Origin of the sequence: Alkalibacterium gilvum (genome assembly GCF_900109085.1) — a bacterium.
Classification (GTDB): Bacteria; Bacillota; Bacilli; order Lactobacillales; family Carnobacteriaceae_A; genus Alkalibacterium; species Alkalibacterium gilvum.
Map to the genome: position 1 here is coordinate 56,192 of NZ_FNYW01000005.1, position 25,122 is coordinate 81,313.

Genomic DNA, 25,122 nt, shown 5'->3' on the forward strand with positions numbered 1-25,122 from the left:
TTGCAAATTATGATTATCGGATTACCAAAAGAAATTAAAAACAATGAGTTTCGTGTCGCACTAACACCTTCTAACGTTCAACGACTAGTTGCAGCGGATAACGAGGTTATTGTCGAGAAAAGCGCTGGAGAAGGCAGTGGCTTCACAGATACAGAGTATGCTGAAAGTGGCGCAAAATTAATCGATTCAGCTAAAGAAGTCTGGGATAGCGCTGATATGGTAATGAAAGTTAAAGAACCATTGAAAGCAGAGTACAAATATTTCCGTAAAGGACTTATTTTATTCACTTACCTTCACTTGTCAGCTGCACCTGAATTAACTAAAGCATTAGTAGACAATGAAGTAACAGCTGTTGGTTATGAAACAGTAACAAAAGACGGCACACTACCACTCTTAACTCCAATGAGTGAAGTAGCTGGACGTATGGCTGTTCAACTAGGAGCTCACCACCTTGAGAAAAAACAAGGCGGTAAAGGGTTACTACTTGGGGGTGTACCTGGAGTTGAACGTGGTACAGTAACCATCGTAGGCGGTGGCGTTGTTGGTGAAAACGCAGCGCGTATGGCTGTTGGTATGCGTGCCAATGTTAATATTTTGGAATTGAATCCAGATCGTATGCGTGAATTAATTCGTATGTTTGGTAGTGATGTTCAGACACTAGCATCTACACCATCTAACATTGAAAAAGCAGTGAAAGAATCAGACTTAGTTATTGGTTCGGTATTGATTCCAGGACGTAAAGCGCCTAAATTAGTTACTGAAGAAATGATTAAATCTATGGAAAAAGGCTCTGTTATTGTTGATATTGCAGTTGACCAAGGCGGAAACTTTGAAACACTTAATGAAGCAACGACTCATGATGAACCAACATTCATTAAACATGGTGTCGTACATTACGGTGTAGCAAATATTCCAGGTGCTGTTCCAAGAACTGCAACACTTGCTTTAACAAATGACACTATCTTGTATGCATTGCAACTAGCTAACAAAGGCGTAATGGAAGCGATGAAGGCTAATGAAGGCCTAGCTGCAGGTATGAATGTCTATAAAGGTAAAGTGACTAACAAAGCAGTAGCTAACGATTTAGATTATGAATACAACGAATTATCTTCACTTATCTAAGCAAATAAATAAACAAAAAAGACAGAACGCAAAGCTACTTTGCGTTCTGTCTTTTAATTTATATACTACCTGTCTTTCAGTCGACTACCGCCTCTTGGAGTGAAAGAATAGTATTTGAAACACCATAAAGCACTCAATCCGATTAAAATATAAATGATGCGCACGCCCCATTGATCTAATTCGCCGAGCAAGGTTTCCACTATATTAAATTGAAATAATCCAATAAGTAAAAGGTGTATGCCTCCAAATATGAGTAGAGTAAGTGCTGTGCGGTCTATTATTTTCACTATAGGTCCTCCTTTTTATTAACTTCTATACTTATCATACGGAATTTAAACAAAAAAGTCGATTGTTTCTTATTAGAAATATTAATTATAAATCAAATCTATTCAATAGAAAATTTTAATTGGGTATTACGGGTCACAAACCCGCGTATGGTATACTAAAAGAAAATGGAGTATATAACCAGAAAATAAGAAACATTAGTCATGTGATATGTATAATATGGGGGGGGATAACCATGTCTAAAAAAGATATCGAAATAGCGCAAGCAGCTCAAATGCTGCCAATCGAAGAAATAGCTGGAAAACTATCGCTTGATGCGGAAAAACTTGATCATTACGGCAAGTATAAAGCTAAAGTCGATTTTAGTGCCTTACATAATAACGAGAATAATAATGGAAAACTGGTCTTAATGACGGCTATTAATCCAACGCCAGCGGGGGAAGGAAAAACGACAACGTCAGTAGGGCTGGGGGATGCCCTTCAGAAAATAGGTAAAAAGACATCCCTTGCTTTACGCGAACCTTCTTTAGGCCCTGTATTTGGTGTTAAAGGTGGTGCAGCTGGCGGAGGCTATGCTCAAGTTATACCCATGGAAGATTTAAATCTTCACTTTACCGGAGATATTCACGCCATTGGTGCGGCTAATAATCTTGTTGCCGCAATGATTGACAATCATATTTACCATGGAAATGAATTGAATATCGATCCCAGACGTATTACTTGGCGTCGAGCGATGGACATGAATGATCGCCAGCTACGCTCAATCGTTAGTGGAATTGGTGCGCGCTCAAATGGCATGCCAAGAGAGGGCGGATTTGATATAACCGTGGCATCAGAAATTATGGCTGTTTTGTGTTTATCCCATAGTTTAGATGAGATGAAAGAAAGACTAAGTCAATGTTTGATTGCTTATACATTTAATAATGCTCCCGTAAAAATGGGCGATTTAAACGCACAGGGTGCTGCAACAGCTGTTTTAAAAGATGCTTTGAAACCTAATTTAGTTCAAACACTTGAACATACCCCTGTATTTATTCATGGTGGCCCCTTTGCTAATATTGCTCATGGCTGCAACAGTTTGCTCGCAACTAAAATGGCTCTCAAACACGCTGATTATGTTGTAACAGAAGCTGGGTTTGGAGCAGATTTAGGAGCTGAGAAATTTATTGATATCAAATGCCGTCTGGGGGATGTTCAACCTGATGCTGTTGTTATCGTTGCCACACTACGCGCTTTGAAAATGCATGGTGGTGTTAAGAAAACGGATCTAGAGGAAGAAAATATAGATGCTTTAAAAGCTGGACTGCCTAATCTTTTGAAACATATCGAAAATATTCAAACGACTTTCAACCTACCGGCAGTCGTTGCTATCAACGCATTTCCTGCTGATACACAGAAAGAATTGGATATATTGAAAGAAGCAATCCAAGCGACTGGAAGTAAGAGCGTACAATCCAACGTCTGGGCTAATGGTGGCAAAGGAGGCGTTGAGTTGGCTGAAGAAGTAGTGAAACTGTGTGAGCAGAACACAGAAATGGCGTTTGCTTATGAGTTAACTGATAGCATTGAAACAAAAGTAGATAAAATTGTTCAATCCGTATACGGAGGCGAAGGTACTGAGTGGAGTGTGACCGCTAGACGTACGGCAAGACGTTTGACCAAATTGGGCTATGATAACCTACCCATTTGCATGGCCAAAACGCAGTATTCCTTGTCTGATGATGCGAAAGCACTCGGCAGGCCAAAAGATTTCATAGTTAATGTTCGTGATTTATCTGTTTCTGCGGGCGCAGGATTTATTGTTGTTCTGACAGGGAATATTATGCGGATGCCTGGCCTCCCTAAAACACCTTCTGCAGAGGGTGTAGATGTGGACAACCATGGGAAAATCACAGGATTATTTTAAGGAGCGAATGCAATGGAAGACGAAACGATCTCAGCTTATTTGACTGAACTGGGGGCTAAGGATGGGAGCTATGGTGGTGGCAGTACTGCTGCTTATATGGGCGCGATGAGTGCCTCCCTTGTACGAAAAGTAATTGATATTCAAAAAGATAAAAGTCGTTATTTAGAGAATGAAAATGAAATGAAAGAACTTTTGAAAGAGTCAGAATATATAATGAAAAGATTTGAAACACTTGCAAAATCTGATACCGTGGCCTTTGAGCCCGTACTTAAGGCGTATAAACTTCCTAATGAAACCTCAGAAGATAAATATACTAGGAAAGATGCAATAGAGAGGGCTTTGCAAGGCGCTACACAGCCGCCACAAGACATAATAGAAGAAGGCCTTAAACTTATACGTATGTTGAAAAAACTAATCGCCTTCCGTATGAAGGGGACAATCATGAATGATCTGATGGTAGCGACGCTAATTATGGACAGCGTTTTAGAAGCAGCTGTCTTAAATATAACCATTAACACCAAAATGATGAAAGATAAAACAGTGAAGAGCCAATTAGATAAAGAAGCAAAAAAAAGCTTGGCCAAGGGAAAAATCGAATTGACTGCACTATCCGAATCAATCAGATACTTTCTTGAATATAATGAGTGGCCAGATTTTGTAATAGGAGAATAGACATGGCAATTGAATTAAAAGGAAGACCTGTAGCAGAAAAATTATTAAAACATACATCTCAAACGATCAATGATTTGAAAAAAATCGACTGCCTTACTACATTAGCTATCGTTCGAGTGGGGAGTGAACACGCCTCTGTTTCTTATGAAAATGCAGCAATAAAAACAATGCAACGTGTGGGGATTGCTGTAAAATCAATTATTTTTGAAGAAACAATTAAACAAGAAGCAGTGATACATGCGATTCATGAGTTGAATAAGAATGAAAAAATACATGGTATTCTTGTTCTGCAACCTTTACCTGAGACATTATCTAGACATGAAGTTGTACGTAGTATAGATCCAAGTAAAGATATTGACGGCTCCACACCTGAAAACATGGGACGTGTAGTTGAAAATGAAAAAAATATATTAGCACCCAGTACGCCTCAAGCAGTGATGGCTTTACTAGAGTATTATGATATCTCTCTTGAAGGAAAAGATGTCTGTGTAATCGGAAGTAGCCCGGTCGTGGGAAAACCGTTAACACTCATGCTTTTAAACAAGGAAGCAACCGTAAGTAATCTGCATATCAAAACAAAGAACACCAAGCGCTATACAAAAAAGGCAGATATTGTTATTTCTGCAACTGGAGTAGTGGAGCTGTTGAAAGCTGAGGATATTAAAGATGGAGCTATTGTTATTGATGTTGGCTTTGGGTATAAAGAAGGGAAACCGGTTGGTGATGTAAAGTATCAAGAGGTAGCCGAAAAAGCTTATGCTATAACACCTGTTCCTGGAGGCGTAGGTGTTATCACTACAGCAGTTTTAGCATCTCAAGTAGCCCAAACTTCTTGGCGCCAATGTTCAGAATAATACAGAAAGAAAAGGGGTAAATCACATGGGGAAAAATGAATTACGTAAAGGTATGCTTATTTCCTTGGACAAAATAGGTAGAGTTGAGAGAAAAAAGACTGAGAAAATGATGCAAGCGAATCTGTTTACATCCACTTTATGGGGAAAAGCTGAGATGGTAGGAATTACACTATCTATAAATAAAGAATGGGATACCAGAGCAATCATCAAGCAGGCTTGGATGGAAGGGAAAAAAGTATGTATCCCCAAATCGATTCATAAAAGTCGCGCCCTTCATTTTTATGAAATAATATCCTTCCAACAAGTTGAAAAAGGCTACTTCGATTTGTTGGAGCCTGTTGTAAGTGAAACAAGACGTGTAGATAACTCTGAAATTGATTTAATGATTGTTCCTGGTCTTGCTTTCACCAGACAAGGTTACCGTATTGGTTTTGGTGGAGGCTATTATGATCGATTTCTTAAGGATTTCAAGCATACGACGGTTTCTCTTTTACATTCAAATCAACTTGTGAAGTCGTTCCCTATTGAAACTTTTGATATGCCAGTCCAGTATCTTGTTACAGAAAAAGGGCTGATGCAGGCTGAAGGAGAGTAAGTTGCTTTCTCCTTGTAACCAATCCGCATCCACTCTATAATTATGATAGAAGAAAGAGTAAGAGAAAAACGTTAAGTGCTAAGTGGATGGGATGTTGCCACTAGACGAAAAAACGGTTGTTTTGCGATTTTTCTCTGCATCCGCTTTAAAACTAAATAGTTTTTTGGCGAGGACTCTTTAATTTGACTCCCTATATTCCTGGATAGGCAGTCCAATTACCTTTCGCAGTAAATTTATCTATTGTGAGAGTATAGAAATTAAAGGAGATCTTCGGATATGAATAAAAGACCGAATAAATCAGATGGAAAAGGATTTAAATGGAATTTAAATACAAAGGGATTAGCCATTGTTGGAATTTTAATGGCTATGGCGATTGCTTTAGGTCGAATTGGTATAACAACGCCTGTCGTTCGTATAACATTCTCCTTTCTCCCTAACGCACTTATTGGGATACTATTTGGCCCGTTTGTAGCTGGGATTGCTGCGGCTCTGGGGGATCTCTTAGGCTTTATTATAGGTGGAGGTGTAGGTGGCTTTTTCCCCGGCTTTACGTTATCAGCCTTTTTAAGTGGTGTGTTTTATGGATTGTTTTTACACAAAAAGAATATTACAAAAAAACGTGTTCTTCTTGCTGTTGCGTTCAATACATTATTTGTTAATTTGACTTTAAATACTCTATGGATTTATATTTTAACGGAAAATCCCATTGCTATTATATTGCCACCGCGCATACTTCAAAATGCGGTGATGTCAGTAGTACGCTTTTTGAGTATCTGGTTTATTATTAATAATAAACAGCTCCGGCGTGTATATATGAAGTACTCAACGGCAAAAAAATAATGACTATAATCGGAAATAGGCTAGACATTTGTCTAGTCTATTTATTTTTGGGATTAAATGAAACGCTTAGGTGTGTTCACCTAAGCAAAACCTAGATTAGTACCGACATCAGCCAACTCAAACAAAATAAACGTTGAGTAGTTTGAAGTAGTGCGTATATCATCCAACTCAAACAAAATAAACGTTGAGTTAGTATACATATAAAAGGAACCTCTATACAAGAGGTTCCTTTTACTGATTTACAGACGCTTATTCTGTCGTGTGTATTTATTGAACCATTCTGAAGCGTCGACCCAGTCGATATGACGAACATCCTCCAATTTAATGCGCGTTAGCGATTCATCACGTTGCTTGACAAAAACACTATTGTTTTTAAAGCCTACAATAAAACCGTTGATGTCACTTAAATAATTTCCATTTTTAATAATATTTAACTGAATACTAAGTGGCTTTTTATTTGAATAACTTTGATGCAAATACGTGCTAATAACTTTGGATGATTGTCTGGACTTAGGAGACACTTGAACTTTGTGATTCACTGATTTTTGTTCTTTTAAAGCTTCTGCATGATCAGAAAGCATTAATCCAATCCACTTCATTTTTCCTCTATCTTTATAACCTAGAGCATCAGGAGAAAGTCTAACCTTATCTTGTTCCACAATTTTTCCTCCTCTTTTATATTTATGTAAATCATACGGTATCAACCGTTTTCTGTTCCTGCGCGGTGTCCACCCAACAGTTTATCTCTCTGGATAGCCATACCACCATGAGCCAAGCTGCTAGCGTGGAGGACAGATGTATAACCATACTTTTTTCGAATAGAGTCAATTGTCTGGTCTAAATCTTCCTGATTAATTAGTGTTTCAGTAGCTTCAAAGAGAGACAGCTGCAGTGAGGACTTATGGCTAATTTTTCCAAAGGTTACATTGACTACCCGAACAGGAAAATAGTTATAGTAGCGTTTAAAAATAAGTAGTAAGCCTTCGACCAGTTTTTTAGATGAATCGGTCTGTTCAATTAATATCTGATGACTGAAACCACGCTCAATAACATCTTTTGAATAACCAATACCAAGCTTGACGAGCCCAGCGGTTAAGTGATGTTTACGCAGTCTCATGGCATTCTCTTCTGCCATTTCGCGAATAACGATTTCTACTTCATGCTTTTCAATATAATCTCTATTCAAAATTTGATTTTTACTAAATGAGGTCTCTCTGGGTGTGAAGCTATCTGATAAACGTGTGCGGTCAATACCGTGTGAGTGAAAGAAGAGTTGTTCTCCAATCACGCCGAATCGTTTTTTTAGTTTTTTTACATCGAATTGAGAGAGGTCATAAATCGAATGAATGCCGATTCGCTGCAAATTTTTTTCTGTTCGTGAACCAATCCCCCAAAAATCTTTCATAGGTGTGATGTTCCAAATCGTTTCAGGAACACTCTCATAGTGCCAGTGAGCGATATAATTACTATCTGGATTTCGCTTGGCATCATGATCAAGTGCAAGTTTTGCTAGCAGGGGATTATCTCCAATACCGATAGTAACGACAAGTTTCATTTTTTTCCAAATAAGGTACTGAATTTTTCGTGCAATTTCTTCGGTTGTGCCAAATAAACCGTGTGAATGGGTGACATCTAAAAAGGATTCATCAATACTATAAACATGGAGATCCTCGTCGGCAACGAATTGTTTGAAAAGTTCAACGATTTCGAGATTTCTCTTCACATATAAAGCCATTCGAGGTTCAACGATTTCGATGGATGCATTTTTAGGTATTTCGTAAACACGAGTCCCCGTTTTAATGCCATAAAGTTTTTTCACTAAAGGTGAGGCAGCAAGAACGAGACCGCCGTTGTTATCAGGTTTACTAACAACAGCAATTTTGGCTTTGAGAGGGTGCTGTTTTCTTTCCACAGCCTCAACGGAAGCAAAAAAAGATTTTACATCAACACACAAAATATCTCTACATGGTTCATTAGAATAATCCATCATTTGAATCATTATTTAGCCTCCTTACGGGAATGTAAGTTTGTTTTAATTATAAGAACGTTTGTTCGATTCGTCAAGGGGAACACATTTGAAAAGCAAACTAAAAAGAGAAGAAGTTGCTTACCATCCTAGTGACAGCAAGCAACTTCTTCTCTTTAATTATTTTTATTTATTATTTTCCTTCGACGTAAGGAACAGCTTTCACTGTTACATTAATATTGCCCTTTGTTGCTTTGGAGTAAGGGCAGAATGTGTGAGCTTTATCAGCTAAATCCTTAACCTTTTCTTCAGGCAGATCTTTCATTCCAACTTCGATTTCGACACTTAATTTGAAACCACCATCGGTAGGATCTTTATGAAGATGAACAGTCAAAGTGACTTGGGAATCATTATCGATATTCTCTTCTTTTTTATAATGATCCAGGGCGGCATGGTAGCACGCACTATATCCCATAGCGAAAAGTTGCTCGGGATTCGTTCCGTCACCCTTACCTCCCATTTCCTTTGGCACGTCGATGTTTAATTCATATGAATGATCGGGTGAGTGACTTTCGCCGGCACGAGCCCCTGTATTAACAGCAGCGGTAGTGTATACAATTTTTTCTGACATAATTGACTCTCTCCTTTTCATTATTCTATTAATAAGTATAACAAGAAGAGAAAGAATAGCGAAGTTAAAGGGGTTATACTGCTATTAAGTTAATGCATAAGCATTAATCGCTTGAGCAACACCGTGATCATTATTGGATGCTGTAATGATATCAGCGACAGCTTTTACTTCATCTGTCGCATTTTTCATGGCAACACCAATCCCCGCAAAGTCCACTAAATCAATATCGTTACCACTGTCGCCAATAGCCATAATATGTTTTCTTTCTATATTCAAATGTTCTGCTAAGGCCTTAACAGCTTTGCCTTTACTGGCTTTTTTATTTAAAACTTCAAGATAAAAGGGTTCGCTACGTAAAAGAGTGTAGTCTTGATTAACCTGTTTAGGAAGGCGTGCAATAGCTGCGTCTAAAACAGATTCCTCATCAATCATCATCATTTTATTGTACGAGTTAGAGGCAGCCATTTCCTCGGGCGCTCGGTAGAATAAAGGAAGTCCAATGATAAAAGCTTCATGAACACTATACTTACTAATGTCTTTATTTGGTGTGAAAATACCTTTATTATGAATAGCGTGAAAATGAGAACCTGCCTCAGCAGCAGCTTTTTCTAAAAATACATAATCATCATGCGTCATCGTATAGTCAATGATTTTTTCCTTTGTTTGCGAGTTCTGAACGAGAGCCCCGTTGTATGAAATAACATAATCATTGGAGTCGTTCAATTCAAGCTCTTTAAGTAAAGGAACAACGCCTGGAAAAGGCCTTCCAGTACAGAGAACGACCTGTATCCCCGCCTGTTTAGCGTCACGTATTGCTGTTTTCACTTCCTTTGTTACTTTTCTATCGGTATTAAGTAAGGTACCATCAATATCGATGGCGATTAATTTTACAGTCATAGTTTCCTCCATTTTAATTAATCTTTAGGATGAATAATTGTACCATTTTTAATGTAGTGTTGAAAGTGATCGTACTCTTCCTGGAACATATTTATATTTGCCATATCTTTTTCCAAAAACTCTTTTGGAACAAACAGACGGTGGTCTCCATGGAGAATACCACTGAGTGATTTGACGATTGAACTGACCGTACTGATTTCCACTAGTGTCCCATCAGAATGTATGAGTTGGATGGGGGTTTTACTTTTAAGCTTATAATCATAAGGCAAATCTGAACTACTATTAGTCATCGTATAAAGATTTTTATCATAACTTAATTTTCCAACGATATCTCTTAGGCTTTCAACAATTTCATCGTCTTTTCCTTTTTCAAATACAACGGATTTAAGCGGTTTTCGATTAAGAAACATACCGGCTAACTCACTTAGATAAGCATCATCACTTTCAGTCCAGAGTGTAATAGCGGTTTGAAGAACACCATCATCTAGTTTTAAATAGTCTTGAAGCGTTGCTTTTTCTTCAAAAAAAGGCACAAGAAGAGGGAATAGCGGAAACAGAGATCCTTCATGATAAAGCTGCTTGGCCCGATAAAGTAATCGGTCAAGTGTCACTTCCATTCCTCGTGAAGCTGGGTGGAAATAAACTTGCATGTACATCTGAAAGCGGCTTACGATATAGTCTTCAACGGCGTGAAGCCCCTGGTACTCAAAAGCAATACCCTCCTTATAAGGTCTTATAACGCGCAAAATACGAGATAAATCAAAGGCGCCATAAGTTGCTCCCGTGAAAAATGCATCACGTTGAAGGTAATCCATTCGATCAGCATCGATTTGACTAGATATAAGCTGCACAACTTGGGGATTACTGTGCTGCTTGGTTATAACGCTAGCCACTTGATTAGGGAAATCCAGAGAAACACGTTTCAAAACAGCATTCACCTCTGTATTTTCAGAGAGAATAATATCTGTTGTAATGGTTTCATGATCTGTTTCAAATATTTTCTCGAAAGTATGTGAAAAAGGACCATGTCCAACATCATGCAGTAAGGCAGCACATAATGTAACTAAGCGCATACTGGGGTCCCAATCATTAGGATAATTACGGTCAAACATGTCCACAATGCGACGCGTTATTTCATAAACACCTAAGGAATGAGAAAAACGAGAATGCTCTGCTCCGTGAAAGGTGAATTGGGTAGTTCCTAATTGTTTTATACGTCGTAATCGCTGGACTTCCTTTGTATCTATTAAGTCAAGGATTAATTGGTGGCGTACATGAATATAGTCATGTACTGGATCTTTAAAGACCTTTTCATCAATGAGTCGGTCTGATTTTTCAAATGAGTGTACACACATATTTTTATCTGATTACTTCTGCTACTAAATACTATTAATTTAGAAGGTGCCTGTGAAGTAAAAAGAACTCCTTTCTATAACCTTCAGCACTGAAGATTTACTAGGGTAGCATTTTTTCATTACGCTTAATCATTTTTTCCAAGCCTTTCATATATGAGGTTTGAATCGATGGTGGAAAAGAGCCATCACTTAATTTGATAGAAGCATTTGTAAATGTTGCCTTTATACGTTCTTTAACATCTAAAACAGTAAACGATTGAGACAAAGCTTTCTCTAATGTCGTCATTACTTCTGGCCGAACAGTTGGGAAGTGCCATTTTGTTTCTTGTCCTTTTAGACCATTAGTATAAAGGTCCTTAACGATTTCAGAACGCTTCTGTTGATTTCCCGTAACACTTAAATAAATCATAATGGCAATGCCGCCGTTTAAACGTCTTTGAGCAATACCGGCAATCTTTTTACCCTCGATACTTAAATCATAATCGCCTGGGCAATAAGAATCAGGGATTTCATAAGCGTCAATATCCTCAGAGAAATCCTTGAAGGCTGTCTGAATGATTTGGTGCATGCGTTCATATCCTTCGTTAATTGAGAGGCGTTCTTCCTCTTCAGGGAAGATGAGCGAGAAATTAAGCACACCCTCATCGCTTATAACGGCCAGCCCACCGGAATTTCTTACTAAATAGGGATAACCATATGCTGAGATGTTTTCTAAAGCCTCCGTTAAAAAAGGTAATTTTGTATCCATCATGCCTAAGATAACATGAGGTTTAGTTGTCCAAAAATGCAAAATCGGCTGCTTTTTTTCACCTGCTTCTTTGATTAAAGCATCCGTTAAAGCAAAGGGGGCAAACCGATGAGAGGCATATTCTGAAGGCACCTCGTCGTAAACGAGAAATTCATTCATTGTAGTTAAAAAATCGAGAGAGTCAGTCATTCAACTTCCGTCCTTGTCCGTAGTTTATACTATTTATTTCAAGTATACCAAAAAGAGAAGCCAAGTGTGATAACTAAAGAAGAATTCTTAATGGGACGGAAAAGCACATTTGTGCTAAACTAATAGAGAAGGGTTTGTTATAATTAAATGGTGAGAAATCATTTAGGTGTGCATTAATTGTGTATACTGACATAAGCAGCAGATTCTTTACAGTAAAAGATTAATAGATACAAGGAAAGGAAGGAATGAGACGTATGCCTTCAGAGAAAATTAAAAATGGCTTACCAGCCGAGATTAAAATGGAAACCTCCTATGTTCAAAATGGAGAATCACACCATCATTCATTTGAAGAACCTGGGCGTGTTGTATATATGAACAATAGTTATTATATCCGCTTTGAAGAAGCGAATGAAGAGGGAACTATACCTGTCACGATGAAAATCAACCCAGATGGTGTTGTTCAACTGATTAGACGCGGAGAGCAGACGACGCGGCTTGTTTTTGATAGTACGCAAGAAACAGAAGCGAACTACCGTACACCAGCAGGAATCATTCCAATGACAGTCAAAACAGACGATATAAGGGTAAGTTATTATGATAGACCGTTTGCTGGACGTATCTATGTCGACTACTCTTTATTAGTGAATCAACAAAAATTAGGAGACTATCATATACGATTGCGCTTCACCACATAATCATGTAATATAAGTAGGCTTAAACAAATTATTGTAGAAATTAAAAAATTAAAAGATTAAGATGAATGAGAGGACGTATAAGTCGTGGAATTAACCCAATTTAAAGATCAAAACAAAGAAGAATTAGCCATGGTTGAAGTGGCACATGCCATGTTACAGACAACAGGGAAAGTAAAAGACTTTAACGATTTACTATCTGAAGTTGCAGGTTACCTCAATCTATCTGATGCAGACTTGGAAGAAGACATGGTTCAGTTTTATACTGATCTAAACATAGATGGCCGCTTTATTTCACTTGGAGACAACCGCTGGGGATTGCGCAGCTGGTATCCTATTGATCTGATCGATGAAGAAAACACACATAATAACGACGAAGAAGACGAAAAACCTCGTCGCAGAAAGAAACATCTTGGTTTTGATGAAGATATCGAAGATGAAGAGTTTGAAGAAGATGAGGATGACGAGGACGACGATGAACCAATCAAGTATGGCGATCGTGTTGAGGTCGATGAACATGGTGTTATGGTTGAAGATGAAGACGACGAAGATCTAGGCGAGTATAAAGACGACCTGGAAGACCTTGACGACGTCGAAGAAGACGACGAAGATTTAAAAGGCCTAAACATTGTCGATGACGAAGAAGCCCTAGGCGATGACGAGAAAGACGACGAAGAATAGATTTTAAAAATAGCTTATAATAAATCATGCCGGCAGGTTCTAACGAACATGCCGGCATGATTTTTGCTTATTTAAAAAGAGTAGGATTTTTCTCGTTGAAATTAAATGGTCGGATTGCACTACCATTTTAACACTTTTAGTATTTATTGGTATACACTAATGGCAGATGAAAAATTATATCTGTACAAGAAGGGATGTGAAATGTAAGTTGTTTTTCGACTTTATCACTAGTTATTCTCTTGGGTGAAGTGTTTGCGAAAGAGAAAAATTAGTATGAGTTATTTGGACCATAAACGTGCTATCAAAGACAATGAATGATAACCTTTCTATTGTTGTACATTATTAGATTAGCACTGCTTAATTATGATATCACTGCAATTAAAAATAGGAAGAAAATACTGTGGAAGTGGATGTTTTTTATGCAAAAAAATTTACGGTGGGGACTATATCTTTTGTTTATTACATTTGTTTTTGTAGTAACTGGTGAAATTAACGTTACAGCAGTTGAAACGAATGAAAACGGTACTGTATTTTCAACGGATGAACAATATACTGATATACGTACCAGTGGTGAAACAATTACAGAAGTTGAAATAATTACTCTCGATGTCGATGAAAAAAATGCATCTCACGAAAAAATCAATCAACTTATTACTGCGGATATGATAACAAGAGAAACTAAAAATAATACTGAATCTCCAATTAATGTTAAATCTATTACTACAACTGAAACTCAAGTTTATGTATATAGAATAGGTACCGGAACAGTATGTCAGATAAGTTTACGTTGGAGTGGTAATATTATGGTAAGTAACTACAGATATAATAGTTTGGAAATAAAATCAACAAGCCTTCTATTTCCTACTGTTTATGATACTCTGGGTTATAGATTTATGTCAGCCCAACCAGCTGCATTAGCAGGAACGGTCCACGCCGGAACTTTTTCTGTTCCAGTATCAGTATCAAAGATAAAGTTAGACTTTTCAGGACTTCAGCTATATGATATGGCTGGTGATTGGCTAAGTGTTTTTGGAATAAGAAATGCTCCTATTAACTAAATAATTAATTCACAGGGGGAAGAATGGAAAACAATAAACAAGTAAAAAGGATGTTAGAAAAAAACGGATCGAAGCTTAACATTAAGGAAAGTATAACAGATCCGATCGATGTTGTTCTCAAGTTGGTGGACGTTAAAAAATGTTCTAAAGAAATCATGCCAGAATTCTACCTGAAACCAAAGACAGAGCAAATGTACTACTCTATCAGAAATATACCTGAAAATATTAAACGAGAAGCCTTTCTTTTAAATCCATTATTGGAATTTGAAAAAAAAGTAGGTATAGAAGATATAGATTTGAATATTTACGAGGTTCTCATTAATGAAAAGAGCCGTAAATATTATTTGAGTGATTTCGAAGATTCGTATATGCTGTTTTTTAAAAACAGAAAAGTGATATATATAGTGCTGGATACCTATTTAGGTTTAGCGGATACTAACAGTGATTTATTTTTGAAAGAATATTATTATGCGAGAGGAATAACAAAAAAAGATCTCGAAGAACAAACATTTAATTTGTGGGAGCATTTAACAAGTTTTGATTGATGATTGCCGACGTTTGATTAGATGGAGAAGGAAGAAGGAAAGAAAATCAGAAGGGCATCTGCAGTGGATTGATAATGAGGTAACGTAATCGTGGAATTCTATTCTGATGGGAATTTCAGGGATGAAACGGCGATTTTTCTGACTCATGATGCAGAGACAGTTACAATCAAAATAGTGATCGACAAATCGGGAGCTCGCTTCAATGAATACAGAACAGAGGGCGAAGCTGTGCTCACAGCAACGACAATAGGAGAGTCATTCCTGGAAGGTAAAAACTTTCTATGATGGTTCTCCTTTTTTTAGTGTATAGGAAGTATAAACTTTTCTGTCTGCGAGAATGTTGTCTAGCAGAACGAGCCTGACCCCGTGCGAAAAAAGATGACTTGTACCCAGCTACGAAGAACACTACGCATACGATGCTTGTAAGCGACTGAAGCCACAACAATCAATCGCAATTGCGCGCAAGCTGCTCATTTGCTGAGACTCTAGAAATTTATTTCGTAGAGCCTTAGTACAAAGCGACTGTAAAAGAGCTTTGCTACCGCTTAGAGGAAACCACGGTCGCTATGCTTCCCTGGTACTGTTCAACTAAGCCGGAACCGTGCTAGTTGAACAGCAATTTTTCGCAGGGGTCAAGGCGGACTCGTTCTGCTTTTCTTATGTTTTTCTATCAAACGCTTTCTATACTTGACCATATTCTCGTAATGATCCTCTTCATCCACCTGTTCGTATATTCTTATATGTGAAAGCGTCTCTTCTTTTGAAGCGGAAGGAGGATCCGACAATTCTCCCGCAAGGGAAAGCTGAAAAAGAAGCCATCGTTTTCCAGTAAATGTTTTCATAACTGGACAGTTCAAAGAGTTTTTCTTTCAGTTTTTATACCTATTTTTAGTGTATACCAAGAAAATAAAAAGTGTGTAAGTGGTAGTGTAATCCGACCGATTTGTAGTGTTTAAAAATAGAACCTTTCAAGAGATAAACCTCTTAGAAGATTTCATTCGTGGGGGATTTATTAAGTGATTTCCATAAATCTTTATGACAATAATAGTCGGGTCAGACTATTATTGTCACTTTTGCTAGTATATACTGATTGTAAGGAGGTGATTCGATGCATTTAATGTTATCGATGTTCATAGCGATTCTTTTAGTAGTTGTATTATTTTTTTTAGGAAACTACGGTTTAATAATTGGAATTGGGATTCTGTTGGGCATACTCTTTAGAATAGTCTTTTTATTAGAAAAGATAAGCAAGGATATTGACATAAAAAAGATAAAGTAAATAGAACATCTCATGATAATAGGTTTACATAAAAATGTACTGTAAATTGTATCCAGCGATTAAGAGGTTTACAACATTATAATAAAAGCAGTAAATAAAAGGGTTATTCATAAGAGATAGAAAATGTCTCTAGAATAACTCTCTTTTTTTGTCTAATACTGAATAATCTTTACAGGTTTCAAGAAATTAGAGTATAATGAGTAAAATTTTAGATAAGCAAACAACATTATAGACATTTGTACTAGTTTTATTGTGAAATTTTGTTTATAATGGATAATGAGTCCGAGTGCGTATCTCGGTTTTTAAAAGTACGCAAAAATTTTAGGAGGCTATACACATGGGTCAATTAGTAAGTATGACAGAAATGTTGAACAAAGCATTAAAAGAAAAATATGCTGTTGGACAATTCAACATCAACAACTTGGAATGGACACAGGCCATTTTACAAGCAGCAGAGGAAGAAAAATCTCCAGTTATTTTAGGTGTTTCTGAAGGAGCAGCTAAATATATGGGTGGATTCAAAGTCGTTACTGCTATGGTTAATGCATTGATAGACACAATGAACATTACTGTTCCAGTAGCTGTTCACTTGGATCACGGTTCTTCTTTGGAAACATGTACAGCAGCTATCGATGCTGGTTTTTCATCAGTTATGATCGATAACTCAAAATTCCCGATCGAAGAAAATATTAAAGCAACGAAAACAGTTGTAGAATATGCTCATTCAAAAGGCGCATCAGTTGAAGCGGAAGTTGGAACTGTCGGTGGTACTGAAGACGGTGTGACTGGTGGCGTTATGTATGCTGACCCTGAAGAATGTAAACGTATGGTTGAAGAAGCTAAAATCGATGCATTAGCAGCGGCTTTAGGTTCTGTTCACGGTGATTACGAAGGCGAACCAAAACTTGGTTTTGACGAAATGAAAGAAATTTCTGATTTAACAGGTGCTCCTTTAGTATTGCACGGTGGATCTGGAATCCCAACTCACCAAATCAAAAAAGCAATTGAATACGGACATACTAAAATTAATGTAAACACTGAATTACAACAAGTATGGACTAAGCGTACACGTGAAGTTATTGCTAATGACGACAAAGTTTACGATCCTCGTAAGATTGTTGGACCTGGTAAAGAAAATATCACAACTGCAACAAAAGCTAAAATGCAAGAATTCGGCTCTTCAGGACAAGCTTAATAATTAAATAAACGAATAATTTAAAAATAGTCTATTTGAAAGCAAACAGATTATTTTGATTGTGGATCACTCCCAAAACAAGAGCATCATTGTTTTGGGAGTGATTTTTTATTTCATTTAAATGAAATAAAGGGATTGCTTATGACTCCTTATATTTGCAAGTAGTGGAAAAGACACTTACCATTAAATGAAAGAACTGAAGATAAAGCATTATAAAAGATGAGATTAAAAGACAAAGTAACCATCATTACAGGCGGAGCCGGCGGCATCGGTCGAGGTATGGCTATGGCCTATGTCAAAGAAGGCGCTAAAGTTGCAATCGTTGACTTAGACAAAGAAGCAGGCGAGAAAGTATTAAAGGAATTACAGAAATACTCTCCCGATTCACTGTTTATCCAACAGGATTTAACCGACCGTGATAAATTATCTGATATTGTAGAACAAGTTGCAGATAAATACGGTAAAATTGATATCCTTATCAATAATGCCCATGCTTCAAAAATGGCATCGATTGAAGAGACGACTCAAGCAGACCTTGATTTCTCATTTAATACGGGATTTTATCCAACTTTTTACTTGATGCAAGCCGCATTACCGTATTTAAAAGAGACAAAAGGAAAAATTATTAACTTTTCATCAGGTGCCGGCATAAATGGGCACACGAACCAAGGCACTTATGCAGCAGCTAAAGAAGCTATACGTGGAATAAGTCGTGTGGCTGCAAATGAATTTGGACCCTTTGGAATTAATGTGAATATCATATCACCTATTGCGAAATCTGAAGGTATCATGAAATGGGCGGAAGAAAGTCCTGAATACTATGAAAATATGCTCAGTGGCATTCCAATGGGACGTTTAGGAGATGTTGAAGAAGACATTGGCCGCACTGCCGTATTTTTAGGTAGTGAAGATTCTGATTATATCACTGGACAGACGATCATGGTCGACGGCGGAAGTATCAAACTACGTTAAATAAGAATGTATATACCTGCTGTTGGACGTTATTTGGTTCAAGGCAGGTTTGTTATAACGTGCTTTAAAAGCGATACTGTAGGCACATAACAACGCGCATTCATTTTATATAACGCATTGTATTTAATGAACGAATTGTTTATACTGTTTATAGTTCGTTTTAAATAAGAAATAGAGGTTATAATTTGTTTAAAAAAATAAATACAAAAGATTTAACTCAAATCGCCATATCAACGACACTTCTAGCCATCGCTTCACTAGTTATCATACCGATTGGATTTGTTCCTATCACATTGCAAGTCGTTTTATTTCTATTGATTCCTGCTATCCTTGGACCTGTAAAAGGTATAATGGCCATAGGGATTTATATGTTAGCTGGACTCCTAGGCTTCCCTGTATTTGCAGGCGGAGCGGGTGGCATCGGCCAGTTACTATCGCCTTCTTTTGGTTATATCCTTGGTGCAATACCCGTAGGATTATTCATTGGTAAAGGGATAAATAAAATGACGACAAAAATCCAAAATGGACTGATAATGCTAGTAGGTGTATTCATTTTGTATGTCATTGGTATAGCATATCAGTATGGTCTTTTGAATATAGTGCTAGATACACCTGTTAAATTAGGCGCAATACTTACGACGAATCTCACAGTTTTTCTGCCGATTGACACTTTGAAAGTACTTGTTTCAGTGCTTATTTATGAAAGGCTGAAGAAACTATCATTTTATAAGCGAATAAATCGCTATTAACCGACGTATTATTTTTGAAAAAGAGAGGATTAAAAATGACACAGAAATTAATTGTTAACGGAGGACGAGAACTTAATGGTGAAGTGACAATTTCAGGTGCTAAAAATAGTACCGTTGCACTTATACCCGCTGCTATATTAGCTGATTCTCCTGTCACATTAGAAGGTGTTCCAGATATCTCAGATGTTCACTCACTTATTTCTATTCTAAATGAGATGAATGTAAAAACAACATTTGAAGGAACGACATTAACGATAGATCCAACAGACATGATTTCCGTCCCTATGCCTAGTGGTAAGATTAAAAGCTTGAGAGCTTCTTATTACTTTATGGGAGCTTTACTGACAAAATTTGGTCAAGGCGTTGTAGGGCTCCCAGGTGGCTGCTTTTTAGGTCCGCGTCCAATTGATCAGCACTTAAAAGGGTTTCGTGCATTAGGCGCAACAGTTGAAAATGAAAGAGGCGCGATGTACCTAAGAACAGAGGATAAAGGACTGGAAGCTGCGCGTATTTATTTCGACGTTGTCTCTATAGGCGCGACGATAAATATTATGCTAGCAGCTGTTAAAGCTAAAGGTCGAACAGTAATTGAGAATGCTGCGCGCGAACCAGAAATTATTGATGTGGCTACGCTATTAAATAATATGGGAGCTAAAGTACGCGGTGCTGGTACCGATGTTATTCGTATTGATGGTGTTGAAGAAATGCACGGATGCCACCATACCGTTATACCTGACCGTATAGAAGCAGGAACTTATTTAATTATGGCTGCAGCTAAAGGGAAAGATGTTAGAATTAATAACGTTATTGTAAAACATTTAGAAGGGCTCATCGCAAAAATGGAAGAAATGGGTGTGCCACTTGAAATCGGCGAAGACTATGTTCGTGTGACAGCACCAGAGGGTCCTTTGAAAGGTGTATCCATCAAGACACTACCTTATCCAGGATTTGCAACAGATTTGCAACAGCCATTTACACCGTTATTGATGTCGGCTGAAGGCGAGTCGATGATTGTTGATACAATATATCCCAAGCGAATTAAACACATACCTGAACTGAATAGAATGGGTGCGAATGCACGGGTAGAAAGTGATGTTATTCTTATTGAGGGTGGACATAAACTGGAAGGTGCAGAGGTTATGGCAACAGATTTACGTGCTGGGGCATGTATGGTTGTTGCAGGACTCTTAGCTGAAGGCGAAACAATCATTGATGGGGTAGATAATATCCTGAGGGGTTACGATAAGATCGTTGAAAAATTAACTGCGCTCGGTGCAGATTTATATATGGAAGATCGGCAAGATTAATGAATAGGGGACCTGAGTGTGGCTAAATTTATAACATACAGTAAACTACAAGAAAAAACGTTGAAAGAAATTTATGAATTGGCAAAAGAGTTAAAGATTCCTTCATATAGCCAAATGAATAAAAAAGAATTATCAATGGCTGTTATCCGCGCCGAGGAAGAAAAGCAAGGTTTCTTCCGTGTCAGTGGCGTGCTAGATAAAATCAGTCATCAAGATTTCGGGTTTCTTCGTCCGATAAATTATTCACACAGCAATGAAGATGTCTATATTTCCGCATCACAAATGGCCCGTTTTGGATTACGTAACGGAGATAAAATAACGGGAACAGCGCGTCCACCTAAAGCTGGCGAACGCTATTATGGACTGATGAACGTCCAATTGGTGAACGGTAAAAATCCAGAAGAGGCAAGAGAACGACCGCACTTTCCAGCACTAACTCCCTTGTATCCAGAAAGACGGATCAACTTGGAGTCTTCATCAAGTGAACTATCTGCGCGTATGATTGATTTGATTGCGCCTATTGGATTTGGTCAGCGTGGGTTGATTGTTTCACCACCTAAAGTTGGTAAAACGACCTTGCTTAAAGAAATCGCTAATGGAATCAAAGCTAATCATCCGCATGTAGAACTTATTGTCCTATTGATTGATGAGCGACCAGAAGAAGTAACAGATTTGGAGCGCAGTATTGATGGGGAAGTTGTCCATTCGACCTTTGACCAGCAACCTCAAAATCATGTCAAAGTTAGTGAACTTGTATTGGAAAGAGCACGTCGTTTGGTGGAAGATAAACAGGACGTCGTTATTCTTATGGATAGCATTACACGTCTGGCGCGTGCTTATAATCTGGTAGAACAACCCAGCGGTCGAACACTCAGCGGGGGGATTGACCCAGCAGCCTTGTATAGACCTAAACGTTTCTTTGGATCCGCACGAAATGTTGAAGAAGGCGGGAGTATGACTATCGTAGCAACGGCTCTTGTTGATACAGGAAGTCGAATGGATGATGTAATCTATGAAGAGTTTAAAGGTACAGGTAATATGGAAGTACATTTATCTCGTGAATTAGCAGAACGTCGTATTTATCCGGCTATTGATATCAAAAAATCAAGTACCCGTAAAGAAGAAATGCTTTTATCCAAAGAGGAATATGAAGCAGTGTATAAATTACGTCGTGGTATGCGCAACGATACGTTAGAGTATACAGATCAATTCATTAAATCCTTGCAACGCCATAAAATAAATGAAAATTTTGTAAAAAAAGCACTGAAACAATAAAAAATAGCATGTTTTAAATATTTTTCAGGTTAAATATTGCATCAATAAATAAAACATGCTAATATATGTAGTGTTGTAAACTAAAGAGATAAGATAATAGGTCAAGGGGATATAAAGTTATTTACTTGCTATTTATCTTGACTATCGAATGAAGATAACTATGGATTCGCAAAGAGTCCATGGCAGTTAAGGAGTGAAAAAGAATGAAACAAGGCATTCATCCAGAATATCGTAACGTAGTTTTTATGGACACAACGACAGGGTTTAAATTCATGTCAGGTTCTACAAAAACATCTACTGAGAAAGTAGAATGGGAAGATGGAAACGAATATCCATTAATCCGTGTTGAGATTTCTTCAGATTCTCATCCATTCTATACAGGTCGTCAAAAATTTGCTCAAGCAGATGGACGTATCGATCGTTTCAACAAAAAATACGGTTTGGAACAAGAACAAGAATAATAACAAAAAGAAAAAGTTCTGGCTATCCAGGGCTTTTTTTTGTTTAAAACTAGCTATTCCGCAGAAGTTTTTAAAAAGAAAGATATAAAATAAAGGTTGTTATAGTTTATATATTAATTTATTCCAAGATGTTATAATGAAATAACTTGAGACAACTAGAGACAACTAGTAACTATGCTAAACTATAAAAATCAACTCTTAAGAGCTGAACAAAAGAATCTATCAGCCAAGAAAAGGAGTAGACCAATGAAAATTTACGTAATATATGGTGGCGAGAATGCAGAACATGAAGTATCTGTTAAATCTGCTTTTTCAATCCTAAAACATATTTATTATGATTACCACACAATCATTCCTATATACATAACAAGAGAAGGTGAATGGTACAAAGGCTCTGAAGTGAAAAATAAAGAAACAATTTCTACTGAAGATCAACTTAGTGATTTGAATGAGAAAGAACTATTCTCTTTTGACGAACTGAATGAAGAAGAATGCCTTGCTTTCCCTATCCTCCACGGGCCGAATGGAGAAGACGGCACCATTCAAGGTTTATTTGAAGCTCTTCATATCCCTTATGTTGGTTCCGGTGTATTGGCTGGTGCCGTAGGTATGGATAAACTGATAAGTAAAGGCGTGTTTAAAGAAGCTGGCCTATCTGTTCTCCCTTATAAAGAGATTAAATTAAGAGAATGGAAAGTAGACAAACAAAACGTTTGTAGTAATATTGAGTCATACATAGGTTACCCCATGTATGTTAAGCCCGCGAATCAGGGGTCTAGTATTGGGATTACACGCGTGCTTGATGAGGAAGAATTGACTAAAGCTATAGAATTAGCTTTTAATTATGATTACCGTATTATTGTAGAGAAAGAGTTGCCTGTACGTGAGATTGAAGTAGCTATTCTTGGCAATGAAGATGTACATACGTCACTACCGGGCGAAGTAGCTAAAGACGAGCAATTTTATGCTTATGAAGATAAGTATTTCAATCAAGAAAGTGTTGTGAAAATTCCTGCTGAAATATCAGATGAATTAACCAAAAAAATACGGAAGATGGCAGCGGTAGCCTTTGAAGCAATAAATGGCTCGGGAGTTGCCCGTGTTGATTTCTTTTTGACTAATGAAGAAGATATTTATATCAATGAAGTGAACACTTTCCCAGGTTTTACAACGGATAGTATGTATCCTAAAATTTGGACAAAGACAGGCATTCCATTTGATGATTTGATTGAGGAAGTGATCCAATTAGGTATGCGTAGATACAAGGATAAACATAAAATAAGTAAAGAAATCACAACAGGAAACAAGAATAGAGAAATGGAGAATACCGATGCCGAACTGGACAATGAATGAAATTGCTCAAGCAGTAAAAGGGGAAATAGTAAATAAGGGAAAGATAAAAGACGTGTCAGGCGTTTCATTTGATACGCGTACGCTAGCAGAGGGAGATTTATTTATACCACTAACAGCTGAGCGTAATGGCCATGCATTTATTCAAACGGCTATAGACAAAGGTGCATCAGCTACTTTATGGAGTGATCCCATTGAGAATGCTCCTTTAGATATTGCTGTCATACAAGTCGATGATACCCAGAAAGCTTTTCAATCCTTTGCAAAATATCATTTAAATAACGTCTCTCCTAAAGTAGTGGGAATCACAGGTAGTAACGGGAAAACCACAACGAAAGACATGGTAGCTGCGGTAGCTTCTTCAAAGTATAAAACACATAAAACAGATGGGAATTTCAATAATCATCTTGGGTTACCCATGACTATTTTAAATATGGAGAAGGATGTTGAAGTGATTGTTCTTGAAATGGGAATGGGAGAAAAAGGAGAAATAAAGGCCTTATCGAATATTGCTGAACCGGATATTGCAGTTATAACAATGATCGGTGAATCCCATATTGAATTCTTAGGATCAAGAGAAGGTATTGCAGAAGCAAAGCTTGAAATTGTTGAAGGAATGGAACAGGGAACCCTTATATATCCAGGAGAAGAACCTTTATTACAATCGCGTATTGACAAAGGCTGGGTCGACGTAAGAGTAAAAACAATTAAAACCTTTGGTAAAAATAAAGGTGTTGATGTGTATTCCACAGAAGTCGAGACGGAAATGAAACAGACTAGATTCAAGACTAACCAGCACCCATCGATGACATGCGAATTGCCTATTCCAGGTGAATATAACGTTCAGAATGCTTTAGCAACAATACTTGCAGGCGAATCATTAGGTATCAATATCGAAGAAATTTACACCAAACTCGCTCATTTTCAATTAACGAAAGACCGTCTCGAGTGGGTAGATGGAATAAATGACTCAATACTTTTGAATGATGCCTATAATGCCAGTCCTTCTTCCGTGCGCGCTGTTTTAAATTATTTTAAAGGGATAGAGGTGCCTGGCCGTAAAATTGTTGTCTTGGGTGACATACTTGAACTTGGTGAACAGGCGGGAGAAATGCACCGTAAATTGCACAAAGAAATTGAGGCAGATACATTTGATGAATTGGTTCTTTACGGTGAAAATATGCGTTGCTTGTATGAAGAGATGAAAAAGAAAATGGATGAAACGAAAGTGTATCATTTTTCTGGAGATAAGGGTGCGTTGGTTGAGCATCTTAAAGAAAGTTTGAGAATTAACGATACGGCAGTGTTTAAATCCAGCTACAGTACCGGCATGCTAGAAGTTGTGACTGAGTTAAGTCAGCAAAGTGATAGGTAAAACGTATTCATTTGGCGATAAATGAAAATAAGTTGAAAACATTCGGGACACATGATAAGATATCAAAGTAAGACAGACAGCTATTCGTTTAGTAGATAGAAATGTCTATCGTGTAAAATTAAA

At 37.5% G+C, this 25,122-nt stretch carries 26 protein-coding genes and 1 riboswitch; of the genes, 19 read left to right on the forward strand and 7 right to left on the reverse strand.

Going from position 1 to position 25,122, the window contains the following annotated elements; translation table 11 throughout:
- The first annotated feature begins 9 nt into the window (after positions 1-9).
- Positions 10-1,122 (forward strand): alanine dehydrogenase, encoded by a 1,113-nt coding sequence (gene ald / locus BMX83_RS03045; protein ID WP_091633164.1) that lies wholly within the window; start codon positions 10-12, stop codon positions 1,120-1,122.
- Between the two features lie 65 nt (positions 1,123-1,187).
- Here the strand turns inward: ald and BMX83_RS03050 are convergent, their stop codons facing one another.
- Positions 1,188-1,409 (reverse strand): DUF378 domain-containing protein, encoded by a 222-nt coding sequence (locus BMX83_RS03050; RefSeq protein ID WP_091633167.1) that lies wholly within the window; start codon positions 1,407-1,409, stop codon positions 1,188-1,190.
- Positions 1,410-1,642: 233 nt separating this feature from the next.
- On the opposite strand from BMX83_RS03050, the gene BMX83_RS03055 reads away from it, so the two are divergent.
- The 5 genes from BMX83_RS03055 (at position 1,643) to BMX83_RS03075 (ending at position 6,274) form a co-directional block, all read left to right on the forward strand.
- Positions 1,643-3,313 (forward strand): formate--tetrahydrofolate ligase, encoded by a 1,671-nt coding sequence (locus tag BMX83_RS03055; protein ID WP_091633170.1) that lies wholly within the window; start codon positions 1,643-1,645, stop codon positions 3,311-3,313.
- 12 nt (positions 3,314-3,325) lie between these two features.
- Positions 3,326-3,985 carry a cyclodeaminase/cyclohydrolase family protein gene (locus BMX83_RS03060; protein WP_091633174.1) on the forward strand — a complete coding sequence of 220 codons (660 nt, stop codon included), beginning with the start codon at positions 3,326-3,328 and terminating at the stop codon, positions 3,983-3,985.
- Between the two features lie 2 nt (positions 3,986-3,987).
- Complete coding sequence (locus BMX83_RS03065) at positions 3,988-4,839, forward strand: bifunctional 5,10-methylenetetrahydrofolate dehydrogenase/5,10-methenyltetrahydrofolate cyclohydrolase (RefSeq protein WP_091633176.1); 852 nt, start codon at positions 3,988-3,990, stop codon at positions 4,837-4,839.
- 25 nt (positions 4,840-4,864) lie between these two features.
- Positions 4,865-5,434 (forward strand): 5-formyltetrahydrofolate cyclo-ligase, encoded by a 570-nt coding sequence (locus tag BMX83_RS03070; protein WP_091633179.1) that lies wholly within the window; start codon positions 4,865-4,867, stop codon positions 5,432-5,434.
- Positions 5,435-5,485: 51 nt separating this feature from the next.
- A riboswitch (THF riboswitch) is annotated at positions 5,486-5,582 on the forward strand.
- 128 nt (positions 5,583-5,710) lie between these two features.
- Positions 5,711-6,274 carry a folate family ECF transporter S component gene (locus tag BMX83_RS03075; RefSeq protein ID WP_091633182.1) on the forward strand — a complete coding sequence of 188 codons (564 nt, stop codon included), beginning with the start codon at positions 5,711-5,713 and terminating at the stop codon, positions 6,272-6,274.
- A gap of 239 nt (positions 6,275-6,513) precedes the next feature.
- Here BMX83_RS03075 and BMX83_RS03080 read toward each other — a convergent pair whose 3' ends face one another.
- The 6 genes from BMX83_RS03080 to BMX83_RS03105 all read right to left on the reverse strand — a co-directional run bounded on the left by BMX83_RS03080 (position 6,514) and on the right by BMX83_RS03105 (position 12,060).
- Positions 6,514-6,933, reverse strand: coding sequence for a hypothetical protein (locus BMX83_RS03080; protein WP_091633184.1), 420 nt, complete (start codon positions 6,931-6,933; stop codon positions 6,514-6,516).
- Positions 6,934-6,974: 41 nt separating this feature from the next.
- Positions 6,975-8,273: a Y-family DNA polymerase gene (locus BMX83_RS03085; RefSeq protein ID WP_091633187.1), complete on the reverse strand. Its 1,299-nt coding sequence runs from the start codon at positions 8,271-8,273 to the stop codon at positions 6,975-6,977.
- A gap of 160 nt (positions 8,274-8,433) precedes the next feature.
- Positions 8,434-8,871, reverse strand: a complete 438-nt coding sequence (locus BMX83_RS03090) for an organic hydroperoxide resistance protein (protein ID WP_091633190.1) — start codon at positions 8,869-8,871, stop codon at positions 8,434-8,436.
- A gap of 84 nt (positions 8,872-8,955) precedes the next feature.
- Positions 8,956-9,768 (reverse strand): sugar-phosphatase, encoded by an 813-nt coding sequence (yidA, locus tag BMX83_RS03095; RefSeq protein WP_091633192.1) that lies wholly within the window; start codon positions 9,766-9,768, stop codon positions 8,956-8,958.
- Between the two features lie 17 nt (positions 9,769-9,785).
- Complete coding sequence (locus BMX83_RS03100; RefSeq protein WP_091633195.1) at positions 9,786-11,123, reverse strand: HD domain-containing protein; 1,338 nt, start codon at positions 11,121-11,123, stop codon at positions 9,786-9,788.
- A gap of 100 nt (positions 11,124-11,223) precedes the next feature.
- Positions 11,224-12,060 carry a lipoate--protein ligase family protein gene (locus BMX83_RS03105; RefSeq protein WP_091633197.1) on the reverse strand — a complete coding sequence of 279 codons (837 nt, stop codon included), beginning with the start codon at positions 12,058-12,060 and terminating at the stop codon, positions 11,224-11,226.
- A gap of 254 nt (positions 12,061-12,314) precedes the next feature.
- Between BMX83_RS03105 and BMX83_RS03110 the strand changes: the two genes are divergently transcribed.
- The 13 genes from BMX83_RS03110 (at position 12,315) to BMX83_RS03175 (ending at position 24,999) form a co-directional block, all read left to right on the forward strand.
- Positions 12,315-12,755, forward strand: a complete 441-nt coding sequence (locus BMX83_RS03110; protein ID WP_177170477.1) for a YwiB family protein — start codon at positions 12,315-12,317, stop codon at positions 12,753-12,755.
- An 84-nt stretch (positions 12,756-12,839) separates the two neighbouring features.
- The gene (rpoE, locus tag BMX83_RS03115) at positions 12,840-13,433 is read left to right on the forward strand and encodes a DNA-directed RNA polymerase subunit delta (protein WP_091633203.1); all 594 of its coding nucleotides are present in this window, start codon (positions 12,840-12,842) and stop codon (positions 13,431-13,433) included.
- Between the two features lie 419 nt (positions 13,434-13,852).
- Positions 13,853-14,491, forward strand: coding sequence for a hypothetical protein (locus BMX83_RS03120; protein ID WP_091633206.1), 639 nt, complete (start codon positions 13,853-13,855; stop codon positions 14,489-14,491).
- A 23-nt stretch (positions 14,492-14,514) separates the two neighbouring features.
- Positions 14,515-15,036, forward strand: a complete 522-nt coding sequence (locus tag BMX83_RS03125) for a hypothetical protein (protein ID WP_091633208.1) — start codon at positions 14,515-14,517, stop codon at positions 15,034-15,036.
- Positions 15,037-15,126: 90 nt separating this feature from the next.
- Complete coding sequence (locus BMX83_RS03130; protein ID WP_091633211.1) at positions 15,127-15,321, forward strand: hypothetical protein; 195 nt, start codon at positions 15,127-15,129, stop codon at positions 15,319-15,321.
- Positions 15,322-16,652: 1,331 nt separating this feature from the next.
- A complete protein-coding gene (gene fba, locus BMX83_RS03140) occupies positions 16,653-17,510 on the forward strand; it encodes a class II fructose-1,6-bisphosphate aldolase (protein ID WP_091633217.1) in 858 nt (285 codons plus the stop codon).
- A gap of 219 nt (positions 17,511-17,729) precedes the next feature.
- The gene (locus BMX83_RS03145) at positions 17,730-18,482 is read left to right on the forward strand and encodes an SDR family NAD(P)-dependent oxidoreductase (protein ID WP_091633221.1); all 753 of its coding nucleotides are present in this window, start codon (positions 17,730-17,732) and stop codon (positions 18,480-18,482) included.
- 185 nt (positions 18,483-18,667) lie between these two features.
- Positions 18,668-19,231 (forward strand): biotin transporter BioY, encoded by a 564-nt coding sequence (locus BMX83_RS03150; protein ID WP_177170478.1) that lies wholly within the window; start codon positions 18,668-18,670, stop codon positions 19,229-19,231.
- A 35-nt stretch (positions 19,232-19,266) separates the two neighbouring features.
- A complete protein-coding gene (locus tag BMX83_RS03155; protein WP_091633227.1) occupies positions 19,267-20,538 on the forward strand; it encodes a UDP-N-acetylglucosamine 1-carboxyvinyltransferase in 1,272 nt (423 codons plus the stop codon).
- An 18-nt stretch (positions 20,539-20,556) separates the two neighbouring features.
- Positions 20,557-21,813 carry a transcription termination factor Rho gene (gene rho / locus BMX83_RS03160; protein WP_091633232.1) on the forward strand — a complete coding sequence of 419 codons (1,257 nt, stop codon included), beginning with the start codon at positions 20,557-20,559 and terminating at the stop codon, positions 21,811-21,813.
- A 203-nt stretch (positions 21,814-22,016) separates the two neighbouring features.
- Positions 22,017-22,274, forward strand: a complete 258-nt coding sequence (locus BMX83_RS03165; RefSeq protein WP_091633234.1) for a type B 50S ribosomal protein L31 — start codon at positions 22,017-22,019, stop codon at positions 22,272-22,274.
- A gap of 246 nt (positions 22,275-22,520) precedes the next feature.
- Complete coding sequence (locus BMX83_RS03170) at positions 22,521-23,627, forward strand: D-alanine--D-alanine ligase family protein (RefSeq protein ID WP_091633237.1); 1,107 nt, start codon at positions 22,521-22,523, stop codon at positions 23,625-23,627.
- Positions 23,605-24,999, forward strand: coding sequence for a UDP-N-acetylmuramoyl-tripeptide--D-alanyl-D-alanine ligase (locus BMX83_RS03175; RefSeq protein WP_091633241.1), 1,395 nt, complete (start codon positions 23,605-23,607; stop codon positions 24,997-24,999). The genes BMX83_RS03170 and BMX83_RS03175 overlap by 23 nt, the downstream gene beginning before the upstream one ends.
- Positions 25,000-25,122: the final 123 nt, after the last annotated feature.